At 70.0% G+C, this 18729-nt stretch carries 11 protein-coding genes, 1 tRNA gene and 1 rRNA gene; 12 read left to right on the top strand and 1 reads right to left on the bottom strand.

Annotated elements, in window-relative coordinates; all coding sequences use genetic code 11:
* The 3 genes from rrf to ACZ6B1_RS32225 all read left to right on the top strand — a co-directional run.
* Positions 1–93, top strand: a 5S ribosomal RNA gene (gene rrf / locus ACZ6B1_RS32235); the annotation flags it as partial.
* Between the two features lie 114 nt (positions 94–207).
* Positions 208–870 carry a DegT/DnrJ/EryC1/StrS family aminotransferase gene (locus ACZ6B1_RS32230; RefSeq protein ID WP_468784238.1) on the top strand — a complete coding sequence of 221 codons (663 nt, stop codon included), beginning with the start codon at positions 208–210 and terminating at the stop codon, positions 868–870.
* A gap of 84 nt (positions 871–954) precedes the next feature.
* Positions 955–1027, top strand: a tRNA-Thr gene (locus tag ACZ6B1_RS32225).
* Positions 1028–1065: 38 nt separating this feature from the next.
* On the opposite strand, the gene ACZ6B1_RS32220 is transcribed toward ACZ6B1_RS32225, so the two are convergent.
* Complete coding sequence (locus ACZ6B1_RS32220; RefSeq protein ID WP_468784218.1) at positions 1066–3825, bottom strand: SpoIIE family protein phosphatase; 2760 nt, start codon at positions 3823–3825, stop codon at positions 1066–1068.
* A gap of 412 nt (positions 3826–4237) precedes the next feature.
* Between ACZ6B1_RS32220 and ACZ6B1_RS32215 the strand changes: the two genes are divergently transcribed.
* The 9 genes from ACZ6B1_RS32215 to ACZ6B1_RS32175 all read left to right on the top strand — a co-directional run bounded on the left by ACZ6B1_RS32215 (position 4238) and on the right by ACZ6B1_RS32175 (position 18690).
* Positions 4238–9697: a HAMP domain-containing protein gene (locus tag ACZ6B1_RS32215; protein ID WP_468784216.1), complete on the top strand. Its 5460-nt coding sequence runs from the start codon at positions 4238–4240 to the stop codon at positions 9695–9697.
* 285 nt (positions 9698–9982) lie between these two features.
* On the top strand, positions 9983–10663 hold the full coding sequence (locus ACZ6B1_RS32210) for a response regulator (protein ID WP_468784214.1): 681 nt from the start codon (positions 9983–9985) through the stop codon (positions 10661–10663).
* Positions 10664–10787: 124 nt separating this feature from the next.
* On the top strand, positions 10788–13538 hold the full coding sequence (locus ACZ6B1_RS32205) for a DNA translocase FtsK (RefSeq protein WP_468784212.1): 2751 nt from the start codon (positions 10788–10790) through the stop codon (positions 13536–13538).
* A 279-nt stretch (positions 13539–13817) separates the two neighbouring features.
* The gene (locus tag ACZ6B1_RS32200) at positions 13818–14660 is read left to right on the top strand and encodes a helix-turn-helix domain-containing protein (protein ID WP_468784210.1); all 843 of its coding nucleotides are present in this window, start codon (positions 13818–13820) and stop codon (positions 14658–14660) included.
* 91 nt (positions 14661–14751) lie between these two features.
* Positions 14752–16224, top strand: a complete 1473-nt coding sequence (rimO, locus tag ACZ6B1_RS32195) for a 30S ribosomal protein S12 methylthiotransferase RimO (protein ID WP_468784208.1) — start codon at positions 14752–14754, stop codon at positions 16222–16224.
* Positions 16221–16997, top strand: coding sequence for a CDP-diacylglycerol--glycerol-3-phosphate 3-phosphatidyltransferase (pgsA, locus tag ACZ6B1_RS32190; protein WP_468784206.1), 777 nt, complete (start codon positions 16221–16223; stop codon positions 16995–16997). Before rimO ends, pgsA begins: the two co-directional genes overlap by 4 nt.
* Positions 16994–17539: a CinA family protein gene (locus ACZ6B1_RS32185; RefSeq protein ID WP_468784204.1), complete on the top strand. Its 546-nt coding sequence runs from the start codon at positions 16994–16996 to the stop codon at positions 17537–17539. The genes pgsA and ACZ6B1_RS32185 overlap by 4 nt, the downstream gene beginning before the upstream one ends.
* 109 nt (positions 17540–17648) lie before the next feature.
* Positions 17649–18023, top strand: a complete 375-nt coding sequence (locus ACZ6B1_RS32180; protein ID WP_143637031.1) for a helix-turn-helix domain-containing protein — start codon at positions 17649–17651, stop codon at positions 18021–18023.
* Between the two features lie 196 nt (positions 18024–18219).
* The gene (locus ACZ6B1_RS32175) at positions 18220–18690 is read left to right on the top strand and encodes a Dps family protein (RefSeq protein WP_468784202.1); all 471 of its coding nucleotides are present in this window, start codon (positions 18220–18222) and stop codon (positions 18688–18690) included.
* Positions 18691–18729 lie beyond the last annotated feature (39 nt).

The following is an 18729-nucleotide window of genomic DNA, read 5'->3' as shown; positions in this document are numbered from 1 at the left end:
ACGCCCGGTTACATTCCGAACCCGGAAGCTAAGCCTCACAGCGCCGATGGTACTGCAGGGGGGACCCTGTGGGAGAGTAGGACGCCGCCGAACAAATTTCGAAAGGGTTGGACCCCGAACTTCGGTTCAGGGTCCAACCCTTTTTTGTTATGCGTAACTTCGAGTTCACGTTGCACGTCCAGCATCGGAGCCATGGGTACTGCTGCAATGCTCAGGGCGGCCGGCATCGGAGCCGGTGACGAGGTCGTCGTACCGGCCTTCGGGAACGTCGAAGTGGCCGAGGCCGTGACCCAGGCGGGTGCGCTGCCGGTGTTCGCCGACATAGATCCGGCCGGCTACTGCCTCGACCCGTCAGCGGTGGAATCGGCCATAACTCCACGCACGGCGAGCATAGTTGTCGTGCACCGCTTCGGACGGCGCGCGGACATCGCGCGGTTGCACGAGCTCGGACAGCGGCACGGGCTGCTCGTGCTGGAGCAGGGGGAGTCCGAGGCGCCGTACGACGAGATGGCGCAGCGCAGAGAGCGGGCCGCCTATCTCGACGCCAAGTTGAAGGGCGTCCGGACGCCGGACGGGGGCTTCGGGCACACCTACCAGCAGTACGTGGTGCGGGTGCCGGGCAACGGCCGGCCGGACCGCGACGCCTTCGCCCGCGCCCTGCGGGCCAAGGGAATCGATTGCCACGTCCCCGTGAAGACTCCCGTGCACCGGCTCCCGGAGTTCCGGCGCTGCGTCACGCTGCCGGAGACCGAGCGGGCCGCGGACGAGACGCTCGCCCTGCCGGTGTACGCCTCGCTCACCAAGCGGGAGATGCAGCGGATCGTCTCCGCCTGCAACGCACTCGGAGGACTGCTTCAGCCCGCCTTCTGAACGTACGCCGAACGAGTTTGGGAACTCGGGCCTGTTCAGGGTATGGTTTTCTTGTTGCCGCGAGGGAAACCTCGAAAGCGACAGGCCCCTATAGCTCAGTCGGTAGAGCGTCTCCATGGTAAGGAGAAGGTCAACGGTTCGATTCCGTTTGGGGGCTCCGACAGAAAGGCCCCGCCCGAATGGGCGGGGCCTTTCTCATGCCTCCTGGTGGGGCTCCGGCACTCGCATGGCCAGAATCGCCATGTCGTCGGACGGGGCGTCCGAGGCGAAGCGTTCCACCGCGCGCATGATGCGCGCGGCCACCGCGCCCGCCGTGAGGCCCGTGCACGTGGTGAGGACGTCGGCCAGGCCGTCGTCGCCCAACATGCGGGTGCCCTCACGGCGTTCGGTGACTCCGTCGGTGACGCAGAGCAGGACGTCACCGGGGTCGAGGGTGACGGTCTCCTCGTACAGCTCCAGGTCCTCGATGACCCCGAGCAGCGGCTGGGGCTCGGCCGACGGCACCACCGTGCCGTCCTGGCGCAGGCGCAGCGGGAGCGGGTGGCCGGCGCAGACCACCTTCAGCTCGGCACTGCCGTCCTCCTGCGGCCGCATCTCGCCGTAGAGCAGCGTGAGGAAGCGGCTGCGGTCGCCCTCGTCGAGGATGGCCGAGTTCAGCCGCTCCAGCACCGCCGGTCCGGACAGGCCCTCCCGGGCCAGCAGGCGCAGCGCGTGCCGGGCCAGGCCGGTGACCGCGGCCGCGTTCGGGCCCGTGCCGCAGACGTCGCCGATGGCGAAGCCGTAGGCGCCGTTGCCGATGGGGAAGAGGTCGTAGAAGTCGCCCCCGACCTCGTTGCCCTCGCCGGCCGCGCGGTAGATGACCTCCACCTCGACGCCGTCGATGTGCGGCAGGCCGGGCGGGAGCAGGCTGCGCTGGAGGGACTGGCTGATGGCCGTGCGCTCCGAGTACAGGCGGGCGTTGTCCAGGGCGAGCGCGGCCCGGCGGGACAAGTCCTCGGCCAGTTCCAGGATTTCCTGGCGGAAGTGCTCGTCGGTCGGCTTGCCGAGGGTCAGCATGCCGATGACGCGGTTACGGGCGACCAGCGGCAGGACGACCGTCTCGCCGCCGACCGCTGAGGCCGTGGCCAGGGTCGGGCCGATGCCCGAGGCGACCTGGTGCGTGGGGCCACCTGCCAGTCCGAGGCTGCGCATGGAACTGCGCAGGGCCGCCTGGTGGGCGACCTCGCCGGGCGCGGACCAGATCCGGGCGCCGGGCGTCGGCACCGGGTCGGGTGCCGGAACCTTCGACAGCAGTGATTTGATGCCGTCGATGAGGTCCTCGTCCTCGTGCAGCACGTACGACAGATACGGCTCCGAGGCCTGGTCGGCGATCGTGTAGACCGCGCACCAGGTCGCGAGGGTCGGCACCGTCATCTGCGCCATCAGGGCCAGGGTCTGGTCGCGGTCAAGCGTGCCGGCCAGCAGGTCGGAGGCCTCGACCAGGAAGCTCAGGGAGCCGCGGCGCAGCCGCTCCAACTCGCCCAGCCGGGCCGACTCGACGGCCAGCGCGATGCGGTCGGCGGCGAACTGCAGGCGCAGCGCCTCCTCGTTCGAGTACCGGCCGGGTGCCTCGGCGGCGACACCCAGGGACCCCGTCAGACGGCCCTCGACCTTCAGCGGGACCGTGACCACCGAGCGCATGCCGGTGCCGGACAGCAGCGGCACCGCTCCGGGGACGGCGGTGAGGTCGTCGTGGACGGCGGGCATGCGCGCGGAGCCGTAGCGGCCGGGGCCGGCCTCGACGGGCACGCGCGCGAAGCGCTGGCGGGCGGAGGGCAGGCCGGTGGAGGCGCGGACCTCGAGTTCGGTCTCGTCGTCGGTCGCGAGCAGCAGGAACGCGGAGTCGCCGTCGAGCATGTCGCGGGCCCGCTCGACCGTGCGCTGGAGCAGGCCGTCCAGGTCGTCCGGGGCGGGGGAGCCGATGAAGACCTCGAACGGGTCGGCGCTCTGTCCGTCGGAGGCCGACGTCTGGTCGGTGACGGGACCGCGCAGCGGCGTCTGCAGGACGGCGCGCTCGTGATCGCGTACCAGCAGGCACACGGTGGAGGGCTCACCGCCGGTGTCGCGGACCCGCAGGTGGGAGGCGTACACCGGGGCGACCCGGCCGTCGGCGCGGCGGATGCCGTAGCTGCCCTCCCAGCGGGAGAGCCGCAGCGCCTCGGCGATGCCGGTGCCGGTGCCCGGGGTGTGCGGCCAGGCCGCGAGGTCGGTGACGGGCTTGCCGACGACCTCGCTCGCCGGGTGGCCGAAGAGTTCCTCCGCGTCCTCGTTCCAGGCGCTGATGGAGCCCTTCCGGTCGACCTGGAGGACCGCGACGCGGATCCGGCCGTCGGCCAGCGGGAGCAGGTCGGCGGGGAGCGAGGGGCCGGCGGCGCGGGTGCCGACCGGGCGTTCGGGCAGGTCGAGCTGGAACCAGACGTTCTTGTGGGTGGGCGTGTAGTCCACACCCCAGCGGGCCGCCAGGGCCGCGCACAGCTGCAGGCCGCGGCCGCCCTCGCGGTCGGGGTTGCCCATGGCGGCGTGGGCGCTCTGCACGGGCAGCTCGCGCTCCGGGTAGCGGTCGGAGACCTCGATGCGCACGCCGTCCTCGGTACGCAGGCACAGCACCTCGGCGTGCGTGCCGGCGTGCACCACCGCATTGGTCACGAGTTCGCTGGTGAGAACCACGGCGTCGTCGATGATGTCGGCGAAACCCCAGCCCTGGAGGGTGTCGCGGACGAAGGACCGGGCGGTCGCCACCGATCGTCCGACGGGCTCGAAGCTGGCGGCCGCGCGCGCGGTGATCACAAAACTCCTTGGCCGGTTGTCGTCGGACAGGGCTGCGAGGCCGGCCGGCTCGCGCCGCTGCTGCGGCATCAGCTCACCCGTCGGCCGTGGCTCCGGGGGAGGTCCCCCGGGGATCAGTCCGGTGGTCATGTTCTGCGGCCGCCCCTCCGATGCCCGCTCGTTCCCGTGCCACCGCCCAGGCCGGACGGACCGGTGCGGCTGGACAGCCGCATGCAAGGTTACTTACCTTCGCCGTCCGAGCGGATGCCGGTCGCCGTTGTTTAACCCCCCAGGGTGTGTGCGGACGATGTGCGAAGCTGCCGAACTGTTATGGCCTGGTTCGGCCGGGGTGAAACACTGGGCAAGCTTCTGACGAAGGTCGGGTCAGTTTGAGTGTGTTCCGTGCACGGCGGGCAGCAGCCCCTGGTGTGTCCGGAGCTCGTCTGGGAGAAATACCGAGCGGTAACGGGTACGCGGAAGCAACCGGAATGCCGGTGAGCGGCACACCGGGCCGATGTGGCCGAGCACAGCGGTAACGGTCAACCCCTTCGGGAGGGACACAGTGGAGTCTGGCGCAGCGACGCGGGGCACGAAGGCGCGCGCGAAGGGCGGACAGTCCCTGGGCAGGGGCGGCGGCACCACCGTCGTGGACACGGCTGCCCTGAACCGGCTGCAGGCGGCTCTGATCGCCATGCGGGACGGGAACTTCCGCAAGAGGCTCACGGTGTCCGGGGACGGCGTGATGTCGGAGATCGCCGCGGTCTTCAACGAGGTGGCCGACCGCAACCTGCACCTGACCGGTGAGCTGTCGCGCGTGCGGCGCATGGTGGGGCGTGAGGGAAAGCTCACGGAACGGCTGGAGACGGGGGCCTGCGAGGGCTCCTGGGCGACCGCCATCGACAACTCCAACGCGCTGGTCGACGACCTGGTGTGGCCCGTCTCGGAGGTCAGCCGGGTCCTGACGGGGGTCGCGGAGGGTGATCTGTCACCGCGGATGGATCTGCGTACCCAGGCGCCGGACGGCACCGGGCATCCGCTGCGCGGCGAGTTCCTGAAGGTCGGCCGTACGGTCAACAACCTGGTCGACCAGCTCTCGACGTTCACCGACGAGGTAACCCGCGTGGCCAGCGAGGTGGGCACCGAGGGCAAGCTCGGCGGTCAGGCCCGGGTGCGCGGGCTCTCCGGTTCCTGGAAGGACCTCACGGACTCCGTCAACACGATGGCGTCCCGGCTGACGGCCCAGGTGCGGGACATCGCCCTGGTGACCACCGCGGTCGCCAAGGGCGATCTGTCGCGGAAGGTCACCGTCCACGTGGCCGGCGAGATGCTGGAGCTGAAGAACACCGTCAACACGATGGTCGACCAGCTCTCCGCGTTCTCCTCGGAGGTGACGCGGGTCGCGCGGGAGGTCGGCACCGACGGCATCCTCGGCGGCCAGGCGCACGTGCCGGGTGTGGACGGTACGTGGAAGGAACTCACCGATTCGGTGAACCTGATGGCCGGCAATCTGACGGCCCAGGTGCGCGGGATCGCCCAGGTGACCACGGCGGTGGCCAACGGTGATCTGTCGCAGAAGGTGACGGTGCCGGCGCGGGGCGAGGTCGCGCAGCTCGCCGAGACGATCAACCAGATGACCGAGACGCTGCGGATCTTCGCGGACGAGGTCACGCGCGTGGCCAACGAGGTCGGAGCCGAGGGCCGGCTGGGCGGTCAGGCGACGGTGCCGGGTGTCGCCGGCACCTGGAAGGACCTGACGGACTCCGTCAACACGGTGTTCCGGAACCTGACGACGCAGGTGCGCGACATCGCCGCGGTGACGACCGCCGTGGCCAGCGGTGACCTGTCGCAGAAGGTCACGGTGGACGTGGCCGGCGAGATGCTGGAGCTGAAGAACACCGTCAACACGATGGTGGACCAGCTCTCGGCGTTCGGTGCCGAGGTGACGCGGGTCGCGCGGGAGGTCGGTGTCGAGGGTGAGCTGGGCGGTCAGGCGCAGGTGCCGGGCGCGGCCGGTACCTGGAAGGACCTGACGGACTCCGTCAACACGGCGTTCCGGAACCTGACCGGTCAGGTGCGCAACATCGCCCAGGTGACCACGGCGGTGGCCAACGGCGACCTCTCCCAGAAGGTCACCGTGGACGTCTCCGGTGAGATGCTCCAGCTGAAGAACACCGTGAACACCATGGTGGACCAGCTGTCGAGCTTCGCCGACCAGGTGACGCGGATGGCCCGGGACGTGGGTACCGAGGGCCGGCTCGGCGGGCAGGCCCGGGTGGACGGGGTGTCGGGCACCTGGAAGGAGCTCACCGACTCCGTCAACTCGATGGCGTCCAACCTGACCGGTCAGGTGCGCAACATCGCGCAGGTCACGACGGCCGTGGCGCGCGGTGACCTCTCGCAGAAGATCGACGTCGACGCGCGCGGGGAGATCCTCGAGCTGAAGAACACCATCAACACGATGGTCGACCAGCTCTCCGCCTTCGCCGACCAGGTGACCCGGGTCGCCCGGGACGTGGGCACCGAGGGCCGCCTCGGCGGTCAGGCGCAGGTGCCGGGCGTGGCCGGTGTGTGGCGGGACCTGACGGATTCCGTGAACGGCATGGCAGGCAACCTCACCGCCCAGGTGCGCAACATCGCCCAGGTGGCCACGGCGGTGGCCCGCGGTGACCTCTCGCAGAAGATCACCGTGGACGCGCGCGGGGAGATCCTGGAGCTGAAGAACACGCTGAACACGATGGTGGACCAGCTGTCGTCGTTCGCCCAGGAGGTCACGCGCGTGGCCCGTGAGGTGGGCACCGAGGGCATGCTGGGCGGTCAGGCGGAGGTCCAGGGTGTCTCGGGCACCTGGAAGGACCTCACGCAGTCCGTGAACTTCATGGCGAACAACCTGACCATCCAGGTGCGCAACATCGCCGAGGTCACGACCGCCGTCGCCAAGGGCGATCTGTCGAAGAAGATCACCGTTGACGCCAAGGGCGAGATCCTCGAACTGGTCACGACGGTCAACACGATGGTGGACCAGCTGTCGAGCTTCGCCGAGCAGGTGACCCGGGTGGCCCGTGAGGTCGGCACCGAGGGCATCCTGGGCGGTCAGGCGCACGTGCCGGGTGTCACGGGCATCTGGAAGGATCTGAGCAACAACGTCAACCTGATGGCCAACAACCTGACCATGCAGGTGCGGAACATCTCCCAGGTGGCGGCCGCGGTCGCCAACGGTGACCTGACGCGGCAGGTGACCATCGAGGCGAGCGGTGAGGTCGCGCAGCTCGCCGACACCTTCAACACCATGGTGCGGACGCTGAGTTCGTTCGCCGACCAGGTCACCAAGGTGGCCCGTGAGGTGGGTACGGACGGCATCCTGGGTGGCCAGGCGCACGTGCCTGGTGTGGCGGGCACCTGGAAGGACCTCACCGAGTCCGTGAACCAGATGGCGTCCAACCTGACCGGTCAGGTGCGCAACATCGCCATGGTCACCACGGCCATCGCCAAGGGCGACCTGACCAAGAAGATCGACATCGACGCCCGGGGCGAGATCCTCGAGCTGAAGACGACGATCAACACGATGGTCGACCAGCTGTCCAGCTTCGCCGAGGAGGTCACCCGGGTCGCCCGGGAGGTGGGTACCGAGGGGCAGCTCGGCGGTCAGGCACGCGTGCGTGACGTCGACGGCACGTGGCGGGACCTGACGGAGTCGGTGAACGAGATGGCCGGGAACCTGACCCGGCAGGTGCGTGCCATCGCGCGCGTGGCGACCGCGGTGACCCGCGGTGACCTGAACCTGAAGATCGACGTCGACGCCTCCGGCGAGATCCAGGAGCTGCAGGACTACATCAACAAGATGATCGCCAACCTGCGCGACACCACGATCGCCAACAAGGAGCAGGACTGGCTGAAGGGCAATCTGGCCCGTATCTCCGCGCTGATGCAGGGCCGCCGAGACCTGGCGGACGTGGCCTCGCTGATCATGAGCGAGCTGACGCCGGTCGTCTCCGCGCAGCACGGCGCGTTCTTCCTGACGATGCCGCTCATGGAGGGCCAGGACCTCGGCGCCGACTCCGAGGACCACTACGAGCTGCGGATGCTCGGCTCGTACGGCTACTCGATGGGCTCCATGCCGGCGTCGTTCCGGCCGGGTGAGGGGCTGATCGGAACGGCCGCCCAGGAGAAGCGCACGATCCTGGTGGAGAACGCGCCCAGCGGCTATCTGAAGATCTCCTCGGGGCTCGGCGAGGCCCCGCCGGCACAGGTGATCGTGCTGCCGGTGCTCTTCGAGGGCAAGGTGCTCGGCGTGATCGAGCTGGCGTCGTTCACGCCGTTCACGCAGATCCAGAAGGACTTCCTCAACCAGATCGCCGAGATGATCGCGACCAGCGTCAACACCATCTCGGTGAACACCAAGACCGAGCTGCTGCTGAAGCAGTCGCAGGAGCTGACCGAGCAACTGCGGGAGCGGTCGGCCGAGTTGGAGAACCGGCAGAAGGCGCTGCAGGCGTCCAACGCCGAACTGGAGGAGAAGGCCGAGCTGCTGGCCCGGCAGAACCGGGACATCGAGGTGAAGAACACCGAGATCGAGGAGGCCCGGCAGGTCCTGGAGGAGCGTGCCGAGCAGCTCGCGGTGTCCATGCGCTACAAGAGCGAGTTCCTCGCCAACATGTCGCACGAGCTGCGTACGCCGCTCAACTCCCTGCTGATTCTGGCCAAGTTGCTCGCCGACAACGCCGAGGGCAACCTCTCACCGAAGCAGGTCGAGTTCGCCGAGACGATCCATGGCGCCGGTTCCGATCTGCTGCAGCTGATCAACGACATCCTGGACCTGTCGAAGGTCGAGGCGGGCAAGATGGACGTCTCCCCGACGCGCATCGCGCTCGTCCAGCTCGTGGACTACGTGGAGGCGACCTTCCGGCCGCTGACCGCGGAGAAGGGCCTGGACCTGTCCGTGCGGGTCTCCCCGGAGCTGCCGGCCACCCTGCACACCGACGAGCAGCGGCTGCTGCAGGTGCTGCGCAACCTGCTGTCCAACGCGGTGAAGTTCACCGACTCCGGTTCGGTGGAACTGGTGATCCGGCCCGCCGGTACCGACGTGCCCCAGATCATCCGGGAGCAGATGCTGGAGGCCGGTTCGCTGACCGATCCGGACGCCGGCCTGATCGCGTTCTCGGTGACCGACACGGGGATCGGCATCGCGGCCAGCAAGATGCGTGTGATCTTCGAGGCGTTCAAGCAGGCGGACGGTACGACCAGCCGCAAGTACGGCGGCACCGGTCTCGGTCTGTCGATCTCGCGGGAGATCGCGCAGCTGCTCGGCGGTGAGATCTACGCACAGAGCGAACCGGGCCGCGGCTCGACCTTCACGCTGTACCTGCCGGTGCACCCGAGCGAGCTGCCGCCGCAGGGCTACCAGCAGTCCGTACAGGCGCTGGAGGCCGGTGAGCTGCTCGCCTCCGAGGGCCGGCCGGACGCGGATCTGTCGGCGGAGATCGAGACGCCGGCGGAGGTGAAGTCGTACCGGGAGACGCAGAACGGGGCCGCCGCGCTCTTCAGGCGCCGCCGCCGGAGTCTTCCGCCGCCGGAGCACCGGCCGGAGCAGTGGACCACGGTCGCCGAGCAGGAGAGCACGCCGCCGCAGCCGGCGCGCGCGGTACGGTTCGGCGGCGAGAAGGTGCTGATCGTCGACGACGACATCCGCAACGTGTTCGCGCTCACCAGCGTGCTGGAGCAGCACGGGCTGTCCGTGCTGTACGCGGAGAACGGCCGTGAGGGCATCGAGGTGCTGGAGCAGCACGACGACGTGGCGGTCGTGCTGATGGACATCATGATGCCGGAGATGGACGGGTACGCGACGACCACGGCGATCCGCAGGATGCCGCAGTTCGCCGGACTGCCGATCATCGCGCTGACGGCGAAGGCGATGAAGGGCGACCGGGAGAAGGCGATCGAGTCGGGGGCCTACGACTACGTGACGAAGCCGGTCGATCCGGACCATCTGCTGGCGGTCATGCGGCAGTGGATGGGTGAGCGGTGACGGGCCGGCGGGAGCGGATGTGAACGTGGCGGGAACCTTGGGTGTGCACGCGGAGTTGTCGGAGTGCGGGGTGCCGGGCCGTGTGCCGGCTCGTGTGGGAATCCCGGATTCCGGGAACCTTCAGGTCACCCAGGGCGTTACCGTTGTGTGCACAGTGACATCGCGGTGACAGGGTGTGGCGACGGGCAGGGTGCGGCTACGATGACCGGCACAAGGACGGGCGGCGAAACGGAGTCGTCCCCTGGGGCGGCGCCCGGTGTACCGCCGGGGCGAGGAGGGCGGGCCATGGTGCAGAAGGCCAAGATCCTCCTGGTCGATGACCGGCCGGAGAATCTGCTGGCGCTGGAGGCCATCCTCTCTGCGCTCGATCAGACGCTGGTGCGGGCATCGTCCGGGGAGGAAGCGCTCAAGGCACTGCTCACGGACGATTTCGCGGTCATTCTGCTGGATGTCCAGATGCCGGGCATGGACGGATTCGAGACCGCCGCGCACATCAAGCGGCGTGAGCGGACCCGGGACATCCCGATCATCTTCCTCACCGCGATCAACCACGGCCCGCACCACACCTTCCGGGGCTACGCGGCCGGCGCGGTGGACTACATCTCCAAGCCGTTCGACCCGTGGGTGCTGCGGGCGAAGGTCTCCGTGTTCGTCGAGCTGTACATGAAGAACTGCCAGCTGCGGGAGCAGGCGGCGCTGCTGCGGCTGCAGTTGGAGGGTGGCGGCAAGAGCGCGGTCGGCGGCAAGGAGTCCGCGGGGCTGCTCGCCGAACTGTCCGCGCGTCTGGCGGCCGTCGAGGAGCAGGCCGAGGCGCTGTCGAAGCAGCTGGACGACGAGTCCGCGGATGCCGCCGCGGTGGCCACGGCCGCCCATCTGGAGCGGAAACTGACGGGACTGCGGCGGGCGCTGGACGCCCTGGAGCCGGGCGCGGGCACCGGCAGCCAGTCGGTGCCGACGCAGAACTGACGTCCGCCGGGAAGGCAGTTGCCCATGAGCGTGCGTCAGTTCCGCGCCTCGGCCGGGGCGACACGAACGGGTGAAGCAGTGGGCACACGTGTCCGCTGTCGTCTCCCCCGGTAATCTCACACCCATGGCCTCACGTCCCTCCGCAGCCAAGAAGCCGCCCGCCAAGAAGGCGGCCGCTCCCGCTAAGGCTGCGGCGAGGAAGGCCGCCGCCAAGAAGGCCCCGGCCAAGAAGGCGCCCGCCAGGAGGGCCCCGGCGAAGAAGGCCGCGCCGCCCAGGCCGGCTCCGAGCCCCACGGGGGGCGTGTACCGGCTCGTGCGCGCCCTCTGGCTCGGGCTCGCGCACGCCGTCGGCGCCGTCTTCCGCGGCATAGGGCAGGGCGCGAAGAACCTCGACCCGGCCCACCGCAAGGACGGCGTCGCACTGCTGCTCTTCGGTCTCGCGCTGATCGTCGCCGCCGGCACCTGGGCCGATCTGCGCGGTCCCGTCGGCGACCTGGTGGAGATCCTGGTCACCGGCGCCTTCGGACGGCTCGATCTGCTGGTGCCGATACTGCTCGCGGTGATCGCCGTCCGCTTCATGCGGCACCCGGAGCAGCCGGAGGCCAACGGCCGGATCGTGATCGGTCTGTCCGCTCTGGTCATCGGCGTTCTCGGGCAGGTGCACATCGCCTGCGGCGCGCCCGCCCGCAGCTCCGGCATGCAGGCCATAAGGGACGCCGGCGGCCTCATCGGCTGGGCGGCGGCGACCCCGTTGACGTACACCATGACCGAGGTGCTCGCCGTACCGCTGCTGGTGCTGCTGACCGTCTTCGGGCTGCTCGTGGTGACGGCCACCCCGGTCAACGCCATCCCGCAGCGCCTGCGCGGGCTCGGGGTGCGCCTCGGCCTGCTGTCCGACCCGCAGGAGTTCGAGGCCACCGGGGACGACGAGCGGTACGACGAACAGTGGCGCGAGGCGCCGTCCGCGCGCCCCCGCGGGCGCCGGGGCGCTCCGCAGGCGTACGACCCCGAGGGAGCCGAGGAGGACGCGCTCTCGCAGCGCCGCGGCCGCCCGAGGCGCTCCGCGGTGCCGCAGCCCGATCCGCGGCGCCGGATGGACGCGGTGGACGTCGCGTCGGCCGCAGCGGCCGCGCTCGACGGTGCCGTTATGCACGGCATGCCGCCGTCCCCGGTCGTCGCCGACCTCACCCAGGGCGTGAGCGTGGGCGAACGCGAGGACACCACCCCGGTGCCCACCCCGGTGCCCCCGCCGGATCCGGTGCCGGTCCCGACGCCGGTCCCGGCCGCCCGCCCCAAGCAGGAGAGGCTGTCCACCGGCGGCGTTCCCGACCTGACCAAGAAGGCCCCCGACGAGCCCCGCGACCTGCCCGCGCGCGCGGAGCAGCTCCAGCTGTCCGGTGATATCACCTATGCGCTGCCGTCGCTCGACCTGCTCACCCGGGGCGGTCCCGGCAAGGCGCGGAGCGCGGCCAACGACGCGGTCGTCGCCTCGCTCACCCAGGTCTTCACCGAGTTCAAGGTCGACGCGGCCGTCACCGGTTTCACCCGCGGTCCGACGGTCACCCGCTACGAGGTCGAGCTCGGCCCCGCCGTGAAGGTCGAGCGGATCACCGCGCTGACGAAGAACATCGCGTACGCCGTCGCCAGCCCCGACGTGCGGATCATCAGCCCCATCCCCGGCAAGTCGGCGGTCGGCATCGAGATCCCGAACACCGACCGGGAGATGGTCAACCTCGGTGACGTGCTGCGCCTGGCGGAGTCCGCCGAGGACGACGACCCGATGCTGGTCGCCTTCGGCAAGGACGTCGAGGGCGGGTACGTGATGCACTCGCTGGCGAAGATGCCGCACATGCTGGTCGCGGGCGCCACCGGATCGGGCAAGTCGTCCTGCATCAACTGCCTGATCACCTCGATCATGATGCGGGCGACCCCGGAGGACGTCCGGATGATCCTCGTCGACCCCAAGCGCGTGGAACTGACCGCCTACGAGGGCATCCCGCACCTGATCACGCCGATCATCACCAACCCCAAGCGGGCCGCCGAGGCCCTGCAGTGGGTGGTCCGCGAGATGGACCTGCGCTACGACGACCTCGCCGCCTACGGCTACCGGCACATCGACGACTTCAACCGCGCCGTCCGCGAGGGCAAGGTCAAGCCGCCGGAGGGCAGCGAGCGCGAGCTCCAGCCGTACCCGTACCTGCTGGTGATCGTGGACGAGCTGGCCGACCTGATGATGGTCGCCCCGCGGGACGTCGAGGACGCCATCGTGCGCATCACGCAGCTCGCACGCGCGGCCGGCATCCACCTGGTGCTCGCCACCCAGCGCCCCTCGGTCGACGTGGTCACCGGCCTGATCAAGGCGAACGTGCCCTCCCGGCTGGCGTTCGCCACCTCCTCGCTCGCCGACTCCCGGGTCATCCTCGACCAGCCCGGCGCCGAGAAGCTGATCGGCAAGGGCGACGGCCTCTTCCTGCCGATGGGCGCGAACAAGCCCACGCGTATGCAGGGCGCGTTCGTGACCGAGGCCGAGGTCGCGCTCGTCGTGCAGCACTGCAAGGACCAGATGGCGCCCGTCTTCCGCGACGACGTCACCGTGGGCACCAAGCAGAAGAAGGAGATCGACGAGGACATCGGCGACGACCTCGACCTGCTGTGCCAGGCCGCCGAGCTGGTCGTCTCCACCCAGTTCGGGTCGACGTCCATGCTGCAGCGCAAGCTCCGGGTCGGCTTCGCCAAGGCGGGACGGCTCATGGATCTGATGGAGTCCCGCAACATCGTGGGACCGAGCGAGGGTTCGAAGGCACGTGACGTTCTCGTGAAACCCGACGAGCTGGACGGCGTACTCGCGGTGATCCGTGGGGAGTCAGACGGGTAGGGCAGCGGGCCGCCCGGCGTGTCGGGGTTACGCCGGGTGGCGGCAGCGTCGTGATCCACCCGTTAGGGAGCGCCGAGCAACCGTTTCCCCTCGCTGTACGTCAAGTTGAGCGAAAGGACCGGTACGGATCCCGTCCTGGGGTATGTGTCTGTCCCACCATCGGGTTGTCGGGCCATACCGATGGCGTACAAAGACCCCCCGCCCGGTCGCCCCACCCTTTCGTACCCGCCTAGACTGAACCTCCAGCACAGGTGGCTCACACGCTCGAAAGGCGCCCCCGTGTCCATCGGCAACTCCCCTGAAGACGAGCGTCCGTTCCACGACGTGTCCGAGGAAGCCCGTCCCTCCGTCGGCCGTACCCTGCGGCAGGCGCGCATCGCGGCCGGCCTCACGGTCGACGACGTCAGCAGCGCCACCCGCGTCCGTATCGCCATCGTGCACGCCATCGAGGCCGACGACTTCGCCCCCTGCGGCGGTGACGTGTACGCGCGCGGGCACATCCGCACGCTGGCCAGGGCCGTGCGACTCGACCCCGCCCCGTTGATCACGCAGTACGACGCCGAGCACGGCGGGCGGCCCGCGCCCACCCCCGCCGCGCCGATGTTCGAGGCGGAACGTATCCGCCCCGAGCGCCGGGGGCCCAACTGGACCGCGGCCATGGTCGCCGCGATCGTCGCCGTCGTCGGTTTCGTCGGGTTCACCGCCTTCAAGGGCGGCGACAGCGGCAACGACGCCAAGTCGCAGGTCGCCGAGGGAGCCTCGCCCAAGCCCAGCAAGTCGTCCTCGCCCACTGCCAAGAAGGACAAGCCCGCCGCGCCGTCGTCCGAGCCGTCCGACAGCGCCATCGCGGCCGCGCCGCAGGACAAGGTCACCGTCCAGGTCAGCGCGCCGAACGGGCGCAGCTGGATCTCCGCCAAGGACCACAACGGCCGGATGCTCTTCGACGGGCTGCTGAAGAAGGGCGAGTCCAAGACCTTCCAGGACAGCTCCAAGATCAATTTGATCCTGGGTGACGCCGGCGCCATCGAGCTGTACGTCAACGGCAAGAAGATCGAGGACGACTTCCGGCCGGGCGCCGTGGAGCGTCTCACGTACACGAAGGGCGACCCCGAGGCCGGATAAGCGCAGACGGGGCACGGATGTGACGGGGTTGGCCAACATCGGCCAACCCCGTCGACGTGGGGTGTCAGCCAGACAAAGTAGTCTTGAGCCCATGCCTGAACGCCGTACCGTCGCACTCGTCACTCTTGGCTGCGCCCGTAACGAGGTGGACTCGGAGGAGCTCGCAGGCCGTTTGGAGGCGGACGGCTGGCAGCTCGTCGAGGACGCCGCGGACGCCGATGTCGCCGTGGTCAACACCTGTGGTTTCGTCGAGGCCGCCAAGAAGGACTCCGTCGACGCCCTTCTGGAGGCCAACGACCTCAAGGACCATGGCAGAACCCAGGCCGTGGTGGCGGTGGGCTGCATGGCCGAGCGGTACGGCAACGAACTGGCCGCGGCGCTGCCCGAGGCCGACGGCGTGCTCGGTTTCGACGACTACGCCGACATCTCCGACCGCCTGCAGACCATCCTCTCCGGCGGCATCCACGCCGCGCACACCCCGCGCGACCGTCGCAAGCTGCTGCCGATCAGCCCCGCCGAGCGGCAGGATTCCGCCGCCGCCGTGGCCCTGCCCGGCCACGGCCCGACCGACCTCCCGGAGGGCGTCGCGCCCGCCTCCGGCCCGCGCGCGCCCCTGCGCCGCCGTCTCGACGGCTCGCCGGTCGCCTCGGTCAAGCTCGCCTCCGGCTGCGACCGGCGCTGCTCCTTCTGCGCCATCCCCTCCTTCCGCGGCTCCTTCATCTCCCGCCGCCCGAGCGACGTGCTGAACGAGACCCGCTGGCTGGCCGAGCAGGGGGTGAAGGAGATCATGCTGGTCTCCGAGAACAACACCTCCTACGGCAAGGACCTGGGCGACATCCGCCTGCTGGAGTCCCTCCTGCCCGAGCTGGCGGAGGTCGACGGCCTCGAGCGGGTGCGCGTGAGCTACCTGCAGCCGGCCGAGATGCGCCCGGGCCTGATCGACGTCCTGACCTCCACCCCGAAGGTCGTGCCCTACTTCGACCTGTCCTTCCAGCACTCCGCGCCCGGCGTGCTGCGCGCCATGCGCCGCTTCGGCGACACCGACCGCTTCCTGGAACTGCTGGACACTATCCGCGGCAAGGCCCCGCAGGCCGGCGTGCGCTCCAACTTCATCGTCGGCTTCCCCGGCGAGAGCGAGGCCGACCTGGCCGAACTGGAGCGCTTCCTGAACGGCGCCCGGCTGGACGCCATCGGTGTCTTCGGCTACTCCGACGAGGAGGGCACGGAAGCGGCCACGTACGACAACAAGCTCGACGAGGACGTCGTCGCCGAGCGCCTCGCCCGCGTCTCCCGGCTCGCCGAGGAACTCGTCTCCCAGCGCGCCGAGGAGCGCCTCGGGGAGACCGTGCACGTCCTCGTGGAGTCCGTCGACGGGGAGGACGGCGTGTACGGCCGGGCCGCGCACCAGGCCCCGGAGACGGACGGCCAGGTGCTGCTCACGAGCGGCGAGGGCCTGAGTGTGGGACGTATGGTCGAGGCGAAGGTGGTCGGCACGGAAGGTGTCGACCTGGTCGCCGAGCCGCTGGCGGGCTCGCCGTCGTGCAGTGAGGAGGCGGGCAGATGACCGGAGTCCCGGCATCCGCCGCGGGCGGCTCCACCGGTGCGCAGGGCGCCCGGGGTTCCGCCGCCGCAGACGGCGGCGCCGGCGAGGTCTCCGGCTCCGCCCCTCGTTCTTCCGCTCCGGCCCCCGGCCCGGAGGGCGGAGCGCGTCCCGTGCGCGGCGGGAAACTGACGGCGGCGGCCGTCAACCAGGCCAGCGTGTGGAACGTCGCCAATCTGCTGACGATGCTCCGGCTGCTCCTCGTGCCCGGCTTCGTGGCGCTGATGCTGGCGGACGGCGGCTACGACCCGGCCTGGCGCTCGCTCGCCTGGGCGGCCTTCGCCGTCGCCATGATCACCGACCTGTTCGACGGGCACCTGGCACGCACCTACAACCTGGTTACCGACTTCGGAAAGATCGCCGACCCCATCGCCGACAAGGCGATCATGGGTGCGGCGCTCATCTGTCTGTCGGCCCTGGGCGATCTGCCGTGGTGGGTCACCATCGTGATCCTGGGCCGGGAACTCGGCATCACGCTGCTGCGTTTTCTCGTCATTCGCTATGGCGTGATCCCCGCGAGCCGGGGCGGCAAGCTCAAGACGCTCATCCAGGGCGTCGCCGTCGGGATGTACGTCCTGGCACTGACGGGGTGGCTGGCCACCCTGAGGTTCTGGGTGATGGCCGCGGCGGTCGTGCTCACCGTCGTCACCGGCCTCGACTACGTACGACAGGCCATTGTGCTGCGCCGGCGGGGAATCGCCGAGCGCGCGGCGGTGTTGGAGGAGAAGGACGCGTGAGTTCCCCGGCCACCGAACTGGTGCGACTACTGACCGTGAGGGGCGAGAGTCTCGCCGTCGCGGAGTCGCTGACCGGTGGACTGGTGGCGGCGGAGATCACGGCCGTCCCCGGGGCGTCCAAGGTCTTCCGCGGCTCGGTCACCGCCTACGCCACCGAGCTGAAGCGTGAACTGCTGGGGGTCGACGCCACCCTGCTGGCGGAGCGCGGCGCGGTGGATCCGCAGGTGGCGGCAGAGATGGCGGCCGGGGTACGCAAAGCCCTGGGTGCCGACTGGGGCCTCGCGACGACCGGAGTGGCCGGGCCCGACCCGCAGGACGACCGGCCCGTCGGGACGGTCTTCGTCGCCGTCGACGGGCCGCTCACCACCCGCCCGGCTTCTGCCGGTGGCGGAAAAGTGGAGGCGCTGCGGTTGAACGGCGACCGTGCGGAAATTCGTATGGAGAGTGTACGGAGCGTACTCGCACTGCTTCTGAAGGAGCTTGCGGGCGAACAGACCGGGAATGAGCGGGCACAGGATACGGAACGGAACGGGGGGTTTTGATGTTTGCAGCCCTGAGTGAACACGACATCGCTCCCCGCACGGCCGCGGCGCAAGGCGGTACGGTGGGGCGAGAAGGATGCGGCTACGCGGTCCGAGGAGGGAGCCACCGATGATTCTGCTCCGTCGCCTGCTGGGTGACGTGCTGCGTCGGCAGCGCCAACGCCAGGGCCGTACTCTGCGCGAAGTCTCCTCGTCCGCCCGAGTCTCACTCGGCTATCTCTCCGAGGTGGAGCGGGGGCAGAAGGAGGCTTCCTCCGAGCTGCTCTCCGCCATCTGCGACGCGCTGGACGTACGGATGTCGGAACTCATGCGGGAAGTGAGCGACGAGCTGGCGCTCGCCGAGCTGGCCCAGTCCGCCACGGCCACCGAGCCCGTGCCCACGCCGGTCCGTCCGATGCTGGGTTCCGTGTCGGTGACCGGTGTGCCGCCGGAACGGGTGACCATCAAGGCCCCCGCCGAAGCGGTGGACGTGGTCGCCGCGTGACGTCCGCGAGCACGGTCTGACCACCCGATACGTGTGAAGCCCTGGTGGGGCCTCCCAGGCGGATCCTGGGAGGCCCCGCCGGGGCTTCTGTCACGTCCGCGTGCTCACGCCCGGGGCTGCGCCCATTTGCCGGTACCCGGCGCGGCGGTCATCGTGGAGGTGACCTGACCGGCGCCGAACCCACCGGAGGAAGCGGATGTACGTCGTGAAGAGCCCGCTGCCCGATGAGGCAATGAAGACCGTCTCCGAGGCCTTGCAGGGCGCCCTGGTGGACCTGGTCGACCTCTCACTGGTCGCCAAGCAGATCCACTGGAACGTCGTCGGACCCCGCTTCCGGTCCATCCACCTCCAGCTCGACGAGGTCGTCGCCTCCGCGCGCACCCACTCCGACACGGTGGCCGAGCGGGCCTCGGCCCTCGGCGTCCCCCCGGACGGCCGCGCGTCCACGGTCGCCGCCACCAGCGGCATCGGAAACACTCCGGCCGGCTGGATCAAGGACGCCGACGCGGTCCGGGCGATGGTCGACGCGCTGGGCGCGGTGATCACGCGGATGCGGGAGCGGGTGGCGGCCACCGGCGAGCCCGATCCGGTCTCCCAGGACATCTTCATCGGGATCACCGCCGACCTGGAGAAGCACCACTGGATGTTCCAGGCGGAGAACGCGTGAGGAGCCGCCGCCCCGGGCCGGCCACTCCGCGCCGGATCG

Source organism: Streptomyces sp. NPDC041129 (genome assembly GCF_055592265.1).
Note: the sequence above shows the minus strand (reverse complement) of the source record. Positions and strands in the feature narration are given on the sequence as shown.